A 17,178-nucleotide genomic window follows, 5' to 3' on the forward strand; every position below is an offset into this window, starting at 1 on the left:
CCTCGGTCCTGCTCGTCGTCCTGGACGACCCGCAGCGGCGCAACGTGATGGCCGAGCGGATGACGGCCTCCTGGGTGCGCCTCACCACGGCGCTGGCCCGGGCGAGCGACGTTCCGGGCCGTGGTGCTGACCGGGGCCGGGGCGGCGTTCAGCTCCGGCGGCGACCTGTCGTGGCTGGGGGACGGCACGGGTCAGGGTGCGTCGGTGGAGGACCTGCGACGCCGGATGTCGCGCTACTACGCGGACTGGCTGTCGGTGCGCGAGGCGGGGGTGCCGGTCGTGGTGGCGGTCAACGGTCCCGCCGTGGGCGCCGGGCTGGGGCTGGCCCTGGCCGGGGACGTCCGGCTGCTGGCCGACACGGCCCACCTGTCCGCCCCGTTCACCGCCCTGGGGCTGCACCCGGGGATGGGGGTCACGCACACGCTGGTCCGCACCGTCGGCAGCGCCGTGGCCGCCGAGCTGCTGCTGACCGGGCGGCGGGTCGACGCCGAGGAGGCGCTCCGGCTGGGCATGGCCTCCGCGGTGCACCCGGCCGGTGACCTGCTGGACGCGGCCCTCGTGGTGGCGCGCCAGATCGCCTCCCGCGCGCCGGTCGCGACCCGGCTCACCGTGCAGGCCCTGGCGGCCGGCGGTCACCCCGACCTGGCGGCCGCGCTGCGCTGGGAGTCGCTGGCCCAGGCCGTCACGCTGGCCTCGGCCGACCTGTCGGAGGGCCTCAGCGCGCAGCGGGAGCGCCGCGCGCCGCGCTTCACCGGCCGGTGACGGACGGCTAGCGTCGGCACATGGCTGGGTCGGGGCCGTCGTCCGGGCAGGCAGCAGCTGCCGCCCCGGCCTCCGGCGACCCCGTCGTGGAGGTCCGCCGCTCGGCCCGCCGTCGCCGCACCGTCAGCGCCCACCGGGAGGGCGACCGCGTGGTCGTCCTGGTGCCCGCTCGGCTCAGCGCCGCGGAGGAGCGCCGCTGGGTGCAGCGCATGGTGGAGCGGCTGACCGAGTCCGAGGCCCGTCGGCGCCCGTCCGACGACGAGCTGCTCCGCCGGGCCACCACCCTGTCCGAACGGCACCTGGAGGGCCGGGCCGTGCCCAGCAGCGTGCGGTGGTCCTCCAACCAGCAGCACCGGTGGGGCTCCTGCACCCCGGCCGAGCGGACCATCCGGATCTCCGACCGGGCCAAGGGCCTGCCGCCGTGGGTGCTCGACTACGTCCTGCTCCACGAGCTGGCCCACCTGCTGGAACCGTCCCACGGCGACGAGTTCTGGGCCCTGCTGGAGGACTACCCCCGGACCGAGCGGGCCCGGGGGTTCCTCGAGGGCTTCGACACCGCCTCGCGCGCCCTGGGCGGCCCGGCCGCCGACGAGGGCGACGAGGGTCACGTGGACTGACCCGGACGGTTCAGGTCGAGGGCGGGGTCCCCGGCCCCCGGTCCTCGGTTCCGTCCCCCGGTCCGTCGTCGGTCGCGTCGTCGGTCCGTCCGGGGGCGCCGCCCTCGAGCAGCTCCCGCAGCTCGTCGTCGAACGAGCCGGCCGACGGCGTGCCGTCCGCGCCGGGGACCGCGTCCTCGGTGCCGGCCGTCACGTCGTCGAGGTCCGGCAGCAGGTCCGGGTGGTCCCAGGCCTGGTCGCGGACGGTGACGTCGTCGCCGCGGGCCGCCCACCAGGCCGCGGCCTCGCGCATGCGGCGCGGACGCAGCTCCAGCCCGACCAGCGCCGCGAAGGTCTGCTCCGCCGGGCCGCCGGCCGCGCGGCGCCGCCGGACGGCCTCCCGCAGCTGCTCGACCTGCCCGAGGCGGCCCGTGGCGGCCTGCGCCACGACGGTGTCCACCCAGCCCTCGACCAGGGCGAGCAGGTCCTCCAGCTGCGACTTGGCCGTGAGCTGGGCCGGGGTCTCGGCCGGCTGGAGCAGACCGGACCCGAGGGCCTCCTGCAGCGCCGCCGGGTCGGTCGGGTCGATGCCCTGCAGCATCTCCTGGATCCGCTGCGGGTCCACGTCGATGCCGGCCGCGTAGGCCTCGACCGCGCCCAGCAACCGCGGCGCCAGCCACGGCACCTGGGCGAACAGCCGCGAGTGGGCGGCCTCGCGCAGCAGCAGGAACAGGCGGACCTCGTCGGGCTCGATGCCGAGCCCCTCCGACAGCGCCGCGACGTTGGCCGGGACCAGCGCCATGCCGCCGCGGTGCAGCGGCAGGCCCACGTCGCTGGACGACACCGCCTCGGCCGCCAGCCGGCCCACGGCCTGGCCGATCTGCATGCCCAGCATGCCGCCGCCCAGGCGCTGCATCATCGGTCCCGCGTTGGCCAGCAGGCCCGCCATCTCCGGGGGCAACCCCGGCGGCAGCTCGCCGACCGGGCCGCTGAGCGCACCACCCATGCTCGCCGACATCTTCTCGGCCACCGGCGTCACCAGCGTGCGCCAGGTGGGCAGGGTCGCCTCGACCCACTGCGCCCGCGACCACGCCTCGCAGCCGCGGCCGGTCGGGGCGAGCGCGGTCGCCGGGTCGAGCCACAGCTCGGCCAGCCGCCCGGCCTGCTCGACGGCCGAGCGCTCGCCCCAGGACGGGCTCGGGTCGTCCCCGGCCACGGCCTGACGGGCCGCGTCGTGGGCCAGGTCCCAGTTGACCGGCCCGTCGCCGCCCGTGGTGAACATCTTCTGCAGCTGGCCGAAGACCGCGCCCATCGCGGCGGGGTCGCCGAACATCGACGGGTCGAACCCGCCGGCCCCGAAGCCACCCGCGCCGAAGCCGCCCGGGCCGCCGGAACCCGAGCCGCCCGAGCCTCCAGAACCGCCCGAGCCTCCGGAACCGCCCGAGCCACCTGAACCGCCCGGGCCACCTGCGTCGTTGGGCCCGAACCCGATCCGTCGGTCGTCGTCACCAGCCATGCCACCAGCCTCCTCGTCTGGACAGGGAACCACCACCGGCGCCCGACAGTTCCCTCCCCGGGGTCGGCGTTCGCCCAGCGCGGAGCCGGTCGCCCGACAGCGGCGCCCGTCGGTGCGCCACCTGTCGCGCCCCACCCGTCCCGCCGATCTACCCTGGCCGGACGGGGCCGCCGCTCCGCCGGAGCACGAGCCGACCACCGGAGCCCACGGATGACGACAGCCCCACCCACCGCCTCACCCGTCGGGCGACCGCAGCCGGGTTCGCCCTGGCGGCTGTCGGCCCGCACGGTGGTGCTGCTGGTCGCGGGGACCTCCGCGCTGCTGCTGGCCGCCCTGGTCGCCGCCCTGCCGGTGCCCTACGTGGTGTTCTCGCCCGGCCCGGTCCGCGACACCCTGGGGCAGGCCGAGGACGGCGAGTCGCTCATCGTCATCGACGGCACCGAGACGTTCCCCACCGAGGGCCGCCTCGACCTGACGACCATCCGGGTCGCCGGCGGTCCGCTGGGGCGGGTCACGGTGCTGGACGCGGTGCAGGCCTACGTGGACAGCTCGCGCTCGCTGCGGCCCGTGGAGACGGTCTACCCGCCGGAGGAGACGCGCGAGGAGGCCCGTGAGGCCTCCACCGCGCAGATGACCGCCGCGCAGCAGAGCGCCGCGGTGTCCGCCATCAAGGCGCTGGGCGAGGAGGTGCCCTCGCGCCTGGTGGTGCGCGGCTTCGCGGGCAACCCGGCCGCCGAGGCCGCCCTGGCCGAGCAGGACGTGGTGACCGAGCTGGACGGGCAGCCGCTGGACAGCAGCAGCGGGCTGGTCGAGCAGCTGCAGGACTACGCCCCGGGCGACGTCGTCGACGTCACGGTCGAGCGCGACGGGCAGACCGTGACCGAGCCCGTCGAGCTGGCGGAGTCCGACGAGGGCGCGGTCATCCTCGGGGTCCTCATCTCGCCCGACTACGAGCTGCCCTTCGAGGTGAGCTACGACGTCGGCGGCATAGGGGGCCCGAGCGCCGGGCTGATGTTCTCCCTCGGCATCTACGACAAGCTTACCCCGGGCCCGCTCACCGGCGGTGAGCACGTGGCCGGCACCGGGACCATCGACGACGAGGGCCTCGTCGGCCCCATCGACGGCATCCAGCAGAAGATGGTCGGCGCCCGCGACGTCGGCGCGGCGTGGTTCCTGGCCCCGGCCGACAACTGCGGTGACGTGGTGGGGGCGGTCCCGGCGGACCTCCAGGTGACGGCGGTGGCCTCGCTGGACGAGGCGCTGCAGGCCTTGGCCGCCATCGGCGCCGACGAGGGCACCCAGGACCTGCCGACCTGCGAGGACGTGCTCGCCGCCCGCTGAGGGGCCCTGCGGTACCGCCGCCCTCGTCAGTCCTCGAGCGTCGCCGCGAGCGCCCGGGTCAGGCCCGGCACCAGGTCCGGACCGGGCACGACGGTCTCCTCGGGGTCCTCCTGCGTGCCCCGGGTGCGCAGCACGCACGCCCGGGACCCGTCGCGCAGCACCGCGGCCGCGATGCGCACGTCGCGGCGGCGCGGGTGCTCGGCCAGCCAGCGCACGGCCTCCTGCGGGTCGGTCGGCGCCTGCGCCTCGACCTCCGGCGGCACGACCAGCCGCTCGACGGTCAGGGCCACGCCCTGCACCTCCGCCGGCCAGGCGAGCCGGGCCAGCATCCGCTCCAGGGCGTCGGCGTCGCCCGCCTCGCCGCCCGAGCCGTCGTCTCCGGAGCCCTCGGCCAGCTCGTCGAGCTCGTCCTGCTCGACCAGCAGCAGGTGGTCCGGGTCCGAGACGGCCGCCGCGGCGTCCTCGGCGGGCAGCCGGTCCAGCAGGTCCGGCTCGCGCTGCAGCGCCTCGGCGGTGCGGACCAGGGCGAACAGGCGGACGGGGGAGTCCCAGCCGTAGCCGGCCACGTGCTCCTCGACCTCGCGGACGGCACGCTGCAGGGCGGTGTCGGTGCTCATGCCGACCATCATCCCGGAGCGCGGGGTCCGTCGGCGCCGTCCCGGGGGCGCCGTGCGGGTGACGGGGCGGGGAACGCTCCCAGGTTGCTGAGTTACGGTGAGTGATGTGAGTGCCCCGTTCCCACCTGGTCCGCCTTCCTCCGACGCCCAGGGGCCCGGTGGTCCTCGCGGCCCCGTCGGCCCGCGCCGCCCCGGACGCCGTCCCGGGGCCCTGGCCCCGACGCTGGCCATCCTGGGTGCGCTGGTGTTCCTGCTCGTGCTGTTCGCCGAGCTGTGGACCGAAGTCCTCTGGTTCCAGGAGCTGGGCTTCGTCGAGGTGCTGCGCACCCGCATCGTCACCCAGGCGATCCTGTTCGTGGTGGCGGCCGTCCTCATGGCCACGGCGGTCTGGGCCAGCCTGACGGTCGCGTTCCGCTCCCGACCCGTCTACGCGCCCTCGACCCCGGGGCAGGAGGCGCTGGACCGCTACCGCGAGCAGCTCGAGCCGCTGCGCCGCCTGGTCGGGATCGCCGTGCCGGTGGTGCTGGGCCTGTTCGCGGGCTCGGCGGCCTCGGGGCAGTGGCAGACCGTGCAGCTGTGGCTCAACCGGGTGCCGTTCGGCGAGACCGACCCCGAGTTCGGGCTCGACATCGGCTTCTACGTCTTCTCGCTGCCGCTGCTGCAGTTCGTCACGGGCTTCCTCACCGCCGTGGTGCTGCTGGCCGGCCTCGCCGCGCTGCTCACCCACTACCTGTACGGCGGTCTGCGCCTGAGCGGGCCCGGTGAGCGCACCACGCCGCAGGCGCGGGTGCACCTGGGCCTGCTCGGTGCGCTCTTCCTGCTGCTGCGCGCGGTCAGCTACTGGCTGGAGCGCTACGCGCTGATGACCGTCGAGAGCAACCGCGTCGCCGGTCCGCTGTACACCGAGGTCAACGCCGTCATCCCCGCCCGCACCCTGCTGGCGGTCGTGTCGGTCATCGTGGCCCTGACGTTCCTGTACACCGTCATCCGCGGCAACTGGCGCGTGCCGGCCCTCGGCGTCGGCCTGCTGGTCCTGGTCGCCGTGGCCGCCGGTGGCATCTGGCCCCAGGTCATCCAGCGCTTCCAGGTGCAGCCCAACGAGCTGACGCTGCAGGAGCCCTACATCGAGCGCAACATCAACGCCACCAGGGCCGCGTACGGCGTGGACGGCATCGAGGTCACCGACTACGACGCCGAGCTGCAGGCCGAGGCGGGCCAGCTGGCCGAGGACGCCCGGACCATCCCCGGCATCCGGCTCATCGACCCCAACATCGTGTCGCCGACCTTCCGGCAGCTGCAGCAGATCCGGCAGTTCTACGCCTTCCCGGAGTCGCTCGACGTGGCCCGCTACGACATCGACGGCGAGACCCGCGACACCGTCATCTCCGCGCGCGAGCTCGACCTGAACGGCCTGCCCGACGGGCAGCGCAACTGGGTCAACGACCACACCGTCTACACCCACGGCTACGGCGTGGTGGCGGCGTTCGGCAACCAGCGAACCCAGGGCGGGGAGCCGGTGTTCTTCCAGTCCGGCATCGTCGCGCCGGCCGTGGAGGAGGAGGTCGAGACCGTCTCAGACCTCGGCAACTTCGAGCAGCGGATCTACTTCGGCGAGTCCAGCCCCGAGTACAGCATCGTCGGGGCACCGGAGGGCGCCTCGCCGCAGGAGCTCGACTACCCGGACTCGACGGTCGCCTCGGGCCAGCGCAACACCACCTACGAGGGCGAGGGCGGCGTCGAGATGGGCGACTTCTTCACCCAGCTGCTCTTCGCGATCAAGTTCCGGGCCGAGGAGATCATCCTCTCCGACACGGTGAACCCGGAGTCGCGGATCATGTTCGACCGGCAGCCGCGCGAGCGGGTGGAGAAGGTCGCCCCCTGGCTGGAGCTGGACGGCGACCCGTACCCCTCGGTCGTCGACGGCCAGGTCGTCTGGGTGCTGGACGGGTACACCACGAGCAACCAGTACCCGTACTCCTTCGGCACCAGCCTGGACGAGGCGACCGCCACGTCGGTGACCGCCACCAGCGAGAACCTCGCCACCCTGCTGCCGCAGCGGGTCAACTACGTGCGCAACTCCGTCAAGGCCACGGTCGACGCCTACGACGGGACCGTCACGCTGTACGCGTGGGACACCGAGGACCCGATCCTCGAGGCCTGGTCCGGGGTGTTCCCGGAGAAGGTGCGCCCGCTGGAGGAGATCAGCGGCGAGCTGATGAGCCAGGTCCGCTACCCCCAGGACCTGTTCAAGGTGCAGCGCGAGGTGCTCGAGCGCTACCACGTCACCGACCCCGCGTCGTTCTTCAACGGCACCGACTTCTGGTCCGTGCCGGAGGACCCGACGACGCCGGACCTGAACGCGCTGCAGCCGCCGTACTACCTTTCGCTGCGGATGCCGGACCAGGAGACGCCGTCGTTCAGCCTGACGTCGACGTTCATCCCGACCACCGAGGGCGCCTCGGGGGACCGGAACGTCCTGACCGGGTTCCTGACCGCGGACGCCGACGCGGGGGCCGAGGAGGGGGCGCCGGCCGAGGGCTACGGCCAGCTGCGGCTGCTGCAGATCCGTAACGACGAGACGGTCCCCGGACCCGGGCAGGTGCAGAACGACTTCAACGCCGACCCGGCCATCAACCAGGAGCTCAACGTCCTGCGTCTCGGTGAGTCGACGACCCGCAACGGCAACCTGCTGACGCTGCCGATCGGCGGCGGCCTGCTGTACGTGCAGCCGGTGTACATCCAGTCGACGGGGTCGACGCAGTTCCCGCTGCTGCAGCGGGTGCTGGTCGCCTTCGGCAACGACGTCGGCTTCGGCGAGACCCTCGACGAGGCGTTGGACGACGTCTTCGGCGGTGACGCCGGCGCCGACGCGCCGGACGCCGACGCCGAGGTGGTCGAGGACACCGGCGACGGCGAGGGTGCACCGGACGTGGGCGACCCCACCCCGGTGACGCCCGAGGAGACCACCGAGCCCAGCCAGGAGCCCACCGGTCCCCAGTCGGGCGCGCCCAGCGTGTCGCCCGTCGACCCGGCCACGGCCCAGGCCCAGCTGGACGAGGCCCTGCAGGACGCCCGCACCGCGATCGAGCAGTCGCAGGCGGCCCTGGCCGACAACGACTTCGCCGCCTACGGCGAGGCCCAGGAGCGGCTGTCGGCCGCGATCGAGCGTGCCATCGCCGCCGAGGAGTCCCTCGGCGGGTGAGGCCACCGCCGGGGGCCGGACGGCCGATTTGGCTCCCGGCGGCACCTCGCGTAACGTTGCAGACGCGACGCGGGGTGGAGCAGCTCGGTAGCTCGCTGGGCTCATAACCCAGAGGTCGCAGGTTCAAATCCTGCCCCCGCTACACAGAACTCGCTGAGGCGAGGCGAAGACCCCCAGGCCACCTGGGGGTCTTCGTTCGTTCCAGGGGTCGCTGCGGTTGCCCCGGGCGGTCTGTCGGTCGGGGCCTCGGCCGGCGCCTCGGTCGGACCGTGGGCGACGATCAGGGCAACCAGGGGGGAGCCATGACGGCGGCCCGGATCTCGACCAGCTCGCCGCGGGCTCGCAGCTGCGCCAGCGGGAGCGGTGGGTCGACCCGCGTCGTGAGGGCGATCGTGACCCGCGGCGGCAGCTGGTCCAGCAAGGAGCCCACAAGGGTGTCCACCTCCGGCGTGTCGACGAGGTGGTAGTCGTCCAGCGCGACGACCGTCACGCCGGAGAGCGCGTCGAGGTCGTCGACCAGGCCGGACACGACCTCCTCGACCGGCAGGCTGCCGTCGGCACCCACGAGCGCGAGCACCCCCACACCCACCTGCGGGCTCGGCACCTGCAGCGCGGCCACCAGGTGGGAGAGGAACGCCCGGGGGTCGGTGTCGGTCGCGTCGAGGGACAGCCAGGCCACTCTCGGCCCGACGCGTAGGTCGCCGCCCGGGTCGTCTCCCCGACCAGCGGGGGCGAGCCACTGGCTCAGCAGCGTCGTCTTCCCGAACCCCGCCGGGGCCGACACCAGCACGAGCCGGGGCCTCCTGGTCGGGGCGGCCCTCAGCCGGTCGACCAGCCGGGTGCGAGCGACGAGCTGACGCCGCGGGGTCGGGACACGCAGCTTGGTGCCGGGCACCGACATCCGCCCAGGGTAGGGGCCGCCCCCGGCTCGTCCCCGGTGCCGCCGACCGGGTGGCGGCCTCACAGGCGGTGCGACGGCCGCCACGGTGGGCGGATGCTTCCTACGCCGGCGCTGCCGGTCGTCCGGGTGCGGGCACGACGGCTACCGGGAGGCGCGCACGTCCCAGGACGGTGGCCGCTACGGAGTCGTGGAGCAGGCTCCGGACCGGCCCCGTCACCCGGTGGCCGATGACGAGCAGCTCGAAGTCCTCGGAGGCGGCCACCAGCTCGGGCCCGGCACGACCTTCGACGAGGCGCACCCGTGCCCGGAGGTCGGGGAAGCGGTCCGCCATGCCCGCCAGGGACTCGGCCACGAGTGCTTCCTCGTCGCCGAGGTCCTCCGCGTAGGTGCCACCCCGCAGGGGCGACCCCGTCCTGGCGTCGCGGTAGCTGTGCAGCACGGTGAGCGGGCAAGAGCGGGCCGTGGCCATGGTGTAGGCGAAGGCGACGGCCGGCAGCGAGGCGGTGGTCCCGTCGACCCCGACGAGCACTCCCTCGGTGGGCACCGCTCGCCCGCCGTTGCGGTGGACGACGACGGGGCACGTCGCGTGCGTGGCCACGGTCATGCTGACGGACCCGAGCAGTGCCGATGCGGCGGCGCCACGACCGCGTGACCCGACCACGAGCAGCGCCGCGTGCCGGCTGAGGTCGACGAGGGTGCTGCGGGCGTCGCCCCGGCTCTGCGTCTCGGTCACGTCGACGTCACCGTGCCGCTCGCTCACGCGTGAGGACGCCACCTTCATCAGGGCCCCGTCCAGGGTGCGGGCCTCGTCCTCCAGCAGCTGGATCGCCGACGCGGACCCCGGGTAGAGCCCCGACGCCACCAGGGCGGCGTCCTCCCGTCCGTGGACCAGGGTCAGGGGTCGGTGCTCCAGCACCGCCTGGTCCGTGGCCCAGTCGAGGGCCTGGTTGGACTCGTGGGAGCCGTCGACGCCGACCACGATGCTGCCGGGTGCCGGCGAGGTGCTCGTTCCTCGAGTCGCCCCGGACCGGGGAACGGGGGTGACGACGGGGGTCATGCCGTCACCGGGGTGGCGGCGGTGGTGCCGTTGGAGGCAGTGGCCGCCGGCAGCACGACGGGGGTCGGCAGGAACCCTGGGGGAGCGGCGACCGGGTCGGTCCGTCGCTCGGCCGGCCGGTCGCTGGGCACCCCTGCGGCGGTGGCCTCGCGGGCCAGGAACGAGCCGAGCTCGCCGATGGTGCTCATCAGCGGTGCCGGGAAGACGACGGTGGTGTTCTTGTCCACGCCGATCTCGACGAGGCTCTGCAGGTTGCGCAGCTGGAGCGCCAGCGGGTGCTCCATCATGATGTCGGAGGCGTCGCCCAGCGCTGCGGCGGCCATGGACTCGCCCTCGGCGTTGATGATCTTGGCTCGCTTCTCGCGCTCGGCCTCGGCCTGCCGGGCCATGGCCCGCTTCATGCTGTCGGGCAGCTGGATGTCCTTCAGCTCCACCACGGTGACCTCGACCCCCCAGTCGAGCGTGGTGACGTCGAGGATCTCGCGGATGTCCTGGTTGATCCGGTCGGTCTCGGACAGCGTCTCGTCGAGGGTGTGCTGCCCCACCACCTTGCGCAGGGTGGTCTGGGCGATCTGGTCGATGGCGACGTAGACGTTCTCGATCGCCACCACGGACTTGACGGCGTCGACGACGCGGAAGTAGGCCACCGCCGACACGTCCACGCTGACGTTGTCGCGGGTGATGATCCCCTGGGACTGGATCGGCATCGTGATGATGCGCAGCGACACCCGACGCATGACGTCGACCACGGGGATGATCACGTGCAGCCCCGGCGGGCGGGCCCCGACCACCTTGCCGAGGCGGAACAGCACCCCCAGCTCGTACTGCTTGACGATGCGGACGCCGAGGGCCAGGGCGAGCAGGACCAGGACGACGAGGACGACGACCAGGGTGGTCACGAGGGGGCTCATGAGCGGAGCCTGCTCCCGGCCCGCGGGGCCTGACCGGGACCTAGGTCACCGTGGGGTGCGCTCGGTCCCCGCCGGCCCAGCCGCAGGCTCAGGTAGGCCGCGCCCGCGACGGGCATGGGCAGCCAGAACTCCAGGGCCCGCCAGGTGAGCACCCCGAGGACAACCGGACCGCCGTCGGCCCCCAGCAGCAGGAGGGAGGGGATGAGGACGCCCTCGACGACCCCCAGGCCGCCGGGGGTGACCGGCAGCAGGCCGACCAGGTTGGCGGCGCCGTAGGCCGCGAGGAGGGCGCCGGGGTGGACGGTTACGCCGTAGGCCCACAGGCACACCCACAGGCAGGCGGCGTCGAACAGCCAGTTGCCCGCTGCAAGCGCGACGACCCGCCTGCGTGCGCGCCTGCGCCTGAGCAGCAGCTCGGACCGCTCCACGACGGCCACCCCGGCCAGCGACAGCCGGTCGGCCCAGCCCCTGACCAGCCTGGACAGCCGGTTGCCGACGACGCGGGGAGCCGACGGGGGGCCCTGGGGCGGCCGCACGTGCGGGGTCCGGGACCGGAACCGCAGCACCAGCGCGGTGACGAGCAGGGCCGCCAGCCCGGCCAGGGCCGCCGCCGGGTAGGCGGGGTGCGTCCAGATCCCGGGCAGGGCCAGGGCCACGCCGAGCGTGAACGTGGCGATGAGGCCGAGCCAGGCGATGCCCGTCTGCACGGCCGCCGTGGACAGCGCGTCGTCGGGGGTGACCCCGCGTTCGGTCATCAGCCGGTACCGGACCCCCGCCGAGGCGGCCCCTCCACCGGGCAGCAGGTGGCTGGCCCCCAGCCCGGCGAGGTCGATCCGCAGCTGGTCGACGAACCTCAGCCGGGTGTCGGGGGTGAGGACGGCCTGGGTCAGTCCGGTGTAGGCGAGCAGCGACAGGGCCTCCAGCACGAACGCCAGCGCCAGCAGCTCCGGGGACGCGTCCGTGAACAGGCTGATCTCCTGGCGGGCCTCGATCACCTGGGGGACGACGAGGTACTCGACCACGGCGACGGTGGCCCCGACCAGGCCCACGCGGCGGACCCACCCCCACCGGGTCATCGCGCCGGCCCCGCGGGTCGGGCGAGCGGAGTGGCGGTGCTGAACCGCCGGGCGCGACGGCTCAGGTGCCGGGCCGCGGGCGTGCTCGGCCGCGCCAGCGTCGGTCCTGCGGGCGGTGCGGTGACGCTGGCGGCGCGGTAGAACCAGGACTTCGCGACCTCGATGAGGACGAGGTAGCCGAGCAGCATCACGAGCAGTCCGCCGTAGAAGGCCAGGGGGAGGGGAGCGAACCCCATGCTCGTGGCGAGCGGGGTGGCGGGCAGGACCGCGCCGACGAGCGCCACGCTGATCGCGGCGAGCGCGACCGGCATGCTGGGGCGGCTGCGGAAGAACGGGACCCGGCGGGTGCGGATGGCGAAGATGATCAGGGTCTGCGTGGCCAGGGACTCCACGAACCACCCGGAGCGGAACTCCGACGGTCCAGCGTGGAGGACGGCGAGCATGACGACGAACAGCGTGACGTCGAAGAGCGAGCTGAGCGGGCCGAACACCAGCATGAAGCGCCGGATGAACGCGATGTCCCAGTGCGAGGGCCGGTGCAGCTGCTCCTCGTCGACGTCGTCGGTGGGGATGGCCAGCTGGCTGGTGTCGTAGAGCAGGTTGTTGAGCAGCAGCTGCGAGGGCAGCATCGGCAGGAAGGGCAGGAACAGCGACGCGCCGGCCGCGGAGAACATGTTGCCGAAGTTGCTGGACGTGCCCATCAGCACGTACTTCATGGTGTTGGCGAAGATGCGCCGACCCTCGGTGACCCCGTCGGCCAGCACGGCGAGGTCCTTCTCCAGCAGGATGACGTCGGCGGCGTCCTTGGCCACGTCCGTGCCGGAGTCGACCGAGATCCCGACGTCGGCGCCGTGCAGGGCGAGGGCGTCGTTGACGCCGTCGCCGAGGAACGCCACGGCGCGGCCCGCCTCGCGCCGGGTGCGGACGATGCGGGCCTTCTGCTCGGGCGACACCCGGGCGAAGACGGTCGTGGCCTCCGTGGCTGCGGCCAGCTCGGCGTCGGACAGGGCGTCCACGTCGCTGCCGGTCAGCAGGCCGCCCCCGTCCAGCCCCAGGTCGTGACCCACCTTGGCCGCGACCTCGGCGTTGTCGCCGGTGACGACCTTGACCGTGATACCCAGCCCGGCCAGACGGGCCAGCGCCTCGGCGGCCCCCGGCTTGGGTGGGTCGAGGAAGACCAGGAAGCCAAGCAGGCGCAGGCCCTGCTCGTCCGCAAGGAACAGGTCGTCGCCCTCCGCCGGGCGCGTGGCGACGGCGACCACCCGGTTGCCGGCGGCGAACTCGCGGGCGAGCACCTGCCTGTCCTGCGGCGTCACCCCGAGGCAGCGCGGCAGCACGGACTCCGGGGCGCCCTTGGTCACCAGGGTGGTGGCCGAGCCCTCGCGCACCAGGACCGACAGCATCCGACGGTCGTGGTCGAAGGGGAGGACCGCGACCCGGTCCACGTGCTGAGCGCCGGCGCGCAGCGGCACCGCCGCCGGGGATCCGGACAGCGCCAGGTCCAGGGGGTCGCCCCCGACGGCCGGCCCGTCGCCGACGGCTGCCTCGGTGCACAGCAGGCCGGCCCGGAGCACGTCGTCGCCGTGCCCCGGCTCGGAGGGCACCGCCCGGGCGAAGGTGACCTGCCCGACGGTCAGGGTGCCGGTCTTGTCGGTGAACAGGGTGTCGACGTCGCCCAGGTCCTCGATGCAGACCAGCCGCTTGACCAGCACCTTGCGACGCCGCATCCGCCGCGACCCGGCCGCGAGGCTCGTGGCCACCACGGCGGGCAGCAGCTGCGGGGTGATGCCCACGGCGATCGCCAGGGAGAACAGCAGCGCGTCCAGGAAGGGTCGCTGCAGGACGAGGTTGGCGACGAAGACGAACGACGTCAGCACGCCGGCGACGTAGACCAGGAGCATGGAGAACCGGCGCAGCCCGCTCTGGAAGGCGGTGTCGAGCTGGTGGGCGCCGAGCCCGACCGCGATGGAGCCGAACCGGGCTCCCGCACCCGTGGCCACCACCACGCCGGTGCCGGTGCCGGCGCTGACGACCGTGCCCATCAGCGCGCAGGAGGTGAGCCCGGCCAGCGGGGCGCCCGCCTCGACCGCGGCCGTCGACTTGGCGACGGTCCTGGACTCCCCGGTCATCACGGCCTCGTCGCACGCCAGGCCCTGCACCGACAGCAGCCGGACGTCGGCGGGGACGACCTCGCCGAGCCGGAGCCGGAGCAGGTCTCCCGGGACCAGCTCGGTGACGTCCACGACCGCCGGACGTCCGTCGCGCACGACGACCGCGCGGTGGCTGATCTGGTCGTGCAGCGACTCCGCGGCCTTCTCCGCCCGGTACTCGTTGACGAGGCCCAGCCCCACGGACGCCGCCACGATCAGCCCGATGACGACGGCGTCGCTGCGCTGGCCGAGGACGTACGACGCCAGGGCGGCGGCGAGCAGCAGGGCGAGCAGCGGCGAGCGGACCTGGTGCCACAGGACGGGCAGGAACCGTGCCCGGTGCGAGGAGACCGCGTTGGGGCCGTACCGGCGGCCGGCGTCGGCCACCTGCTCCGACGACAGCCCGGTGACCGCGTCGGACCCCAGCCGCCGCACGGTCTGCGACGGGTCCTCGGCGGCGGCCGCCCCGACCAGGCCGTTGCCGCCTCGCGCGACGTCCCCGGCGGTAGGCATCGGGCCGGCGAGGGTCGGGACGGACGCGGGCACGGTGGGGCTCCTGACTCGACGGGTGTGCGTCGAGGCCCCGAGCCTGCCGTCCGTGGCGGGTACCGACCAGGGACGTTCGTCCCGCGGCAGGCCCTTGGTCCCGGGGGGCGTGGTCGGGGGCGACCTAGCGTCGTGCCATGCCCCTCACCGGCGCTCGCGGCTCCGTCGTCCTGTTCGCGCTGGTCTCCGTCCTGCTGCTCGCGGGCGCCGGGGCATGGCTGCTCGGGTCACCCGACCTGGCCGTCTACCCGTGGGCGGCGGCGACGGCCCTGGGCCTGGTCGTCTCGTCGGTGACCACGATCGGGGCCCTTCGCCGGCGTCGGCCCTCGGTCGACGTCATCGCCGTGCTGGCGCTGGCCGGGTCCCTGGCGGTGGGGGAGGCCCTGGCCGGTGCCGTGGTGGCGGTCATGCTGGCCAGCGGGCAGCTGCTGGACGCGCGGGCGACGGCCCGCGCCCGGCGCGAGCTCGGGCTGCTGGTGGCCCGTGCCCCGCGCACGGCGCGGCGGGTGCAGGACGGCTCGGTCGTCGAGGTGCCGGTGGACCAGGTGCGGCGGGGCGACCGCGTCCTGGTGGGCACGGGGGAGGTCGTCGGGGTGGACGGCCGGCTGTGCGGGGCCACGACGCTGGACGAGTCGGCGCTGACGGGGGAGCCGCGCCCGGTGGAGCGCGGCGTCGGTGAGGACGTGCGCAGCGGGGTGGTGGTGTCCGGTGCCCCGGTCGAGCTCCTCGCGACGTCCCTGGCCGGGGAGTCCACCTACGCGGGGGTCGTGCGGCTGGTGGAGCAGGCCCAGGCCGGGAGCGCTCCGCTAGTGCGGACCGCGGACCGCTTCGCGGTGATGTTCGTCCCGCTCACCCTGCTGCTGGCGGCCGCGGCGTGGGCGTGGTCCGGCGACCCGGTACGGGCCGTCGCCGTGCTGGTCGTCGCCACCCCCTGCCCGCTGCTGCTCGCCGCGCCGATCGCCGTGATGTCCGGGCTGTCCCGGGCGGCCCGGCTGGGCGTGGTCATCAAGGGGGGTGGGGCCCTGGAGCAGCTCGCCGCGGGGCAGGTGGTCCTCTTCGACAAGACGGGCACCCTCACCCAGGGCCGGCCCGTGGTGAGCGACGTGGTCACGGCCGGACCCGGCACCGACCCCGACGAGACCCTCCGCCTGGCGGCGTCGTTGGACCAGGTCTCGCCCCACGTCATGGCCGGCGCCATCGTGTCCGCGGCGACGGCCCGGGGCCTGGCGCTGACGCTGCCCACGCAGGTCCATGAGGAGCACGGGTACGGCCTGCACGGCACGGTCGAGGGTCGTGCGGTGAGGATCGGCAAGGCCGCCTGGGCCCACGGGGCCGGTGCCGCCCCGGTGTGGGTGCTCCGGGCCCGCCGGCGGGCCGACCTGGACGGCTCGCTCACGGTCTTCGTGGCGGTGGACGGACGTCCCGCCGCGGTGCTGCTGCTGGACGACCCGGTACGCGCCGATGCGCCCCGGATGGTGCGGGCCCTGCGTGAGGTGGGGTTCGAGAGGGTCGTCCTGCTCACGGGCGACCGGACGGAGACGGCCCGCTCGGTCGGTCGCCTGGTCGGCGTGGACGAGGTGCTCGCGGAGCGCGACCCGGCGGCCAAGCTGGCGGCCGTCGGGGCCGAGGGCCGGGACCGGGTCACGGTGATGGTGGGTGACGGGGTCAACGACGCCCCGGCGCTGGCTGCAGCGGACGTGGGGGTGGCGCTGGCCGCGCGCGGGGCGACGGCGTCCTCGGAGGCGGCCGACGTCGTGCTCGTGGTCGACCGCATCGACGCACTGGCCGACGCGGTGCTCGTCGCGAGGCGGTCCCGCACCATCGCCCTGCAGGCGGCCGGGGTGGGCATGGGCCTGTCCCTGGTGGCCATGGTCGTGGCGGCGGCGGGACTGCTGGCCCCTGCCGCGGGTGCGCTGGTGCAGGAGGTCGTCGACGTGCTGGCCATCGCCATCGCGCTGCGCGCGCTGCTGCCCGGGCGGGTGCACACGGTGCAGCTGGACCAGGCCGACCGGGACACCACCGCGCGGCTGCGCCTGCAGCACGACGTCGTCTCCGGCGTCGTGGAGCGGCTGCGCAGCACCGCGGACGCCCTGACGGACGCCACGACGGACCTGGCCCCCGCCCGAGCGGTGCTGGCGGAGCTGGAGGCGGTCCTGCTCCCGCACGAACGGGCCGAGGAGGCAGACCTGCTGCCCGTGCTGGCGCGAGCCGTCGGCACCACGCAGGCGACGGTCGGCCTGAGCCGCACCCACGCCGAGGTCGAGCACCAGGTGGCCACCTTGCGACGACTGCTGTCCCGGGAGCTGCCCGGCCCCGGGGACCCCCACGAGGCGGCCGTCGACGGCCCGCACGGTCGTGACCTCGACGCCGAGGACGTCGTCGAGGTGCGGGGGCTGCTCTACGGGTTGTACGCGGTCCTGCGCCTGCACGAGGCCCAGGAGGAGGAGGAGGTCTTCAGCCTGGTCCACCCCACCCGTGCGACGCCTTGAGCCCGTCCACCGGC

At 74.6% G+C, this 17,178-nt stretch carries 11 protein-coding genes, 1 tRNA gene and 1 pseudogene; 6 read left to right on the forward strand and 7 right to left on the reverse strand.

Features of this window, described 5'->3' with window-relative positions; all coding sequences use genetic code 11:
* Positions 1 to 102: 102 nt before the first annotated feature.
* Together SJY06_RS07605 and SJY06_RS07610 are read left to right on the forward strand one after the other, a co-directional pair.
* Positions 103 to 762 (forward strand): annotated as a pseudogene (locus SJY06_RS07605) (enoyl-CoA hydratase/isomerase family protein); the annotation flags it as partial.
* A 20-nt stretch (positions 763 to 782) separates the two neighbouring features.
* Complete coding sequence (locus SJY06_RS07610; RefSeq protein ID WP_380166228.1) at positions 783 to 1,379, forward strand: YgjP-like metallopeptidase domain-containing protein; 597 nt, start codon at positions 783 to 785, stop codon at positions 1,377 to 1,379.
* Positions 1,380 to 1,389: 10 nt separating this feature from the next.
* Here SJY06_RS07610 and SJY06_RS07615 read toward each other — a convergent pair whose 3' ends face one another.
* Positions 1,390 to 2,874 (reverse strand): zinc-dependent metalloprotease, encoded by a 1,485-nt coding sequence (locus tag SJY06_RS07615; RefSeq protein ID WP_380166230.1) that lies wholly within the window; start codon positions 2,872 to 2,874, stop codon positions 1,390 to 1,392.
* 210 nt (positions 2,875 to 3,084) lie between these two features.
* Between SJY06_RS07615 and SJY06_RS07620 the strand changes: the two genes are divergently transcribed.
* On the forward strand, positions 3,085 to 4,215 hold the full coding sequence (locus SJY06_RS07620) for a PDZ domain-containing protein (protein ID WP_380166232.1): 1,131 nt from the start codon (positions 3,085 to 3,087) through the stop codon (positions 4,213 to 4,215).
* Between the two features lie 26 nt (positions 4,216 to 4,241).
* On the opposite strand, the gene SJY06_RS07625 is transcribed toward SJY06_RS07620, so the two are convergent.
* Complete coding sequence (locus SJY06_RS07625) at positions 4,242 to 4,832, reverse strand: PPA1309 family protein (RefSeq protein ID WP_380166234.1); 591 nt, start codon at positions 4,830 to 4,832, stop codon at positions 4,242 to 4,244.
* A 106-nt stretch (positions 4,833 to 4,938) separates the two neighbouring features.
* Between SJY06_RS07625 and SJY06_RS07630 the strand changes: the two genes are divergently transcribed.
* Positions 4,939 to 8,034, forward strand: a complete 3,096-nt coding sequence (locus SJY06_RS07630) for a UPF0182 family protein (RefSeq protein WP_380166236.1) — start codon at positions 4,939 to 4,941, stop codon at positions 8,032 to 8,034.
* Positions 8,035 to 8,102: 68 nt separating this feature from the next.
* A tRNA-Met gene (locus SJY06_RS07635) sits at positions 8,103 to 8,176 on the forward strand.
* Between the two features lie 138 nt (positions 8,177 to 8,314).
* On the opposite strand, the gene SJY06_RS07640 is transcribed toward SJY06_RS07635, so the two are convergent.
* The 5 genes from SJY06_RS07640 to mgtA form a co-directional block, all read right to left on the reverse strand.
* Entirely contained in the window at positions 8,315 to 8,935 is a 621-nt protein-coding gene (locus SJY06_RS07640) for an AAA family ATPase (RefSeq protein WP_380166238.1), read from the reverse strand.
* 100 nt (positions 8,936 to 9,035) lie between these two features.
* The gene (locus SJY06_RS07645) at positions 9,036 to 9,992 is read right to left on the reverse strand and encodes a universal stress protein (protein ID WP_380166240.1); all 957 of its coding nucleotides are present in this window, start codon (positions 9,990 to 9,992) and stop codon (positions 9,036 to 9,038) included.
* Positions 9,989 to 10,903, reverse strand: coding sequence for a slipin family protein (locus SJY06_RS07650; RefSeq protein WP_380166242.1), 915 nt, complete (start codon positions 10,901 to 10,903; stop codon positions 9,989 to 9,991). Before SJY06_RS07650 ends, SJY06_RS07645 begins: the two co-directional genes overlap by 4 nt.
* The gene (locus SJY06_RS07655) at positions 10,900 to 11,979 is read right to left on the reverse strand and encodes a YbhN family protein (protein WP_380166244.1); all 1,080 of its coding nucleotides are present in this window, start codon (positions 11,977 to 11,979) and stop codon (positions 10,900 to 10,902) included. Before SJY06_RS07655 ends, SJY06_RS07650 begins: the two co-directional genes overlap by 4 nt.
* Entirely contained in the window at positions 11,976 to 14,675 is a 2,700-nt protein-coding gene (gene mgtA / locus SJY06_RS07660; RefSeq protein WP_380166246.1) for a magnesium-translocating P-type ATPase, read from the reverse strand. The genes SJY06_RS07655 and mgtA overlap by 4 nt, the downstream gene beginning before the upstream one ends.
* Positions 14,676 to 14,812: 137 nt before the next feature.
* Between mgtA and SJY06_RS07665 the strand changes: the two genes are divergently transcribed.
* Positions 14,813 to 17,164 carry a heavy metal translocating P-type ATPase gene (locus SJY06_RS07665; RefSeq protein WP_380166248.1) on the forward strand — a complete coding sequence of 784 codons (2,352 nt, stop codon included), beginning with the start codon at positions 14,813 to 14,815 and terminating at the stop codon, positions 17,162 to 17,164.
* The last annotated feature ends 14 nt before the right edge of the window (positions 17,165 to 17,178 follow it).

Source organism: Jannaschia sp. R86511 (genome assembly GCF_042466345.1).
GTDB lineage: Bacteria > Actinomycetota > Actinomycetes > Actinomycetales > JBBAYJ01 > Aquipuribacter.

Excerpts from the sequence above, each read along its gene's own strand:
- SJY06_RS07610 (WP_380166228.1), top strand. The coding sequence starts at position 783 with ATGGCTGGGTCGGGGCCGTCGTCCGGGCAGGCAGCAGCTGCCGCCCCG.
- SJY06_RS07615 (WP_380166230.1), bottom strand. The coding sequence starts at position 2,874 with ATGGCTGGTGACGACGACCGACGGATCGGGTTCGGGCCCAACGACGCA.
- SJY06_RS07620 (WP_380166232.1), top strand. The coding sequence starts at position 3,085 with ATGACGACAGCCCCACCCACCGCCTCACCCGTCGGGCGACCGCAGCCG.
- SJY06_RS07625 (WP_380166234.1), bottom strand. The coding sequence starts at position 4,832 with ATGAGCACCGACACCGCCCTGCAGCGTGCCGTCCGCGAGGTCGAGGAG.
- SJY06_RS07640 (WP_380166238.1), bottom strand. The coding sequence starts at position 8,935 with ATGTCGGTGCCCGGCACCAAGCTGCGTGTCCCGACCCCGCGGCGTCAG.
- SJY06_RS07645 (WP_380166240.1), bottom strand. The coding sequence starts at position 9,992 with ATGACCCCCGTCGTCACCCCCGTTCCCCGGTCCGGGGCGACTCGAGGA.
- SJY06_RS07650 (WP_380166242.1), bottom strand. The coding sequence starts at position 10,903 with ATGAGCCCCCTCGTGACCACCCTGGTCGTCGTCCTCGTCGTCCTGGTC.
- SJY06_RS07655 (WP_380166244.1), bottom strand. The coding sequence starts at position 11,979 with ATGACCCGGTGGGGGTGGGTCCGCCGCGTGGGCCTGGTCGGGGCCACC.
- SJY06_RS07665 (WP_380166248.1), top strand. The coding sequence starts at position 14,813 with ATGCCCCTCACCGGCGCTCGCGGCTCCGTCGTCCTGTTCGCGCTGGTC.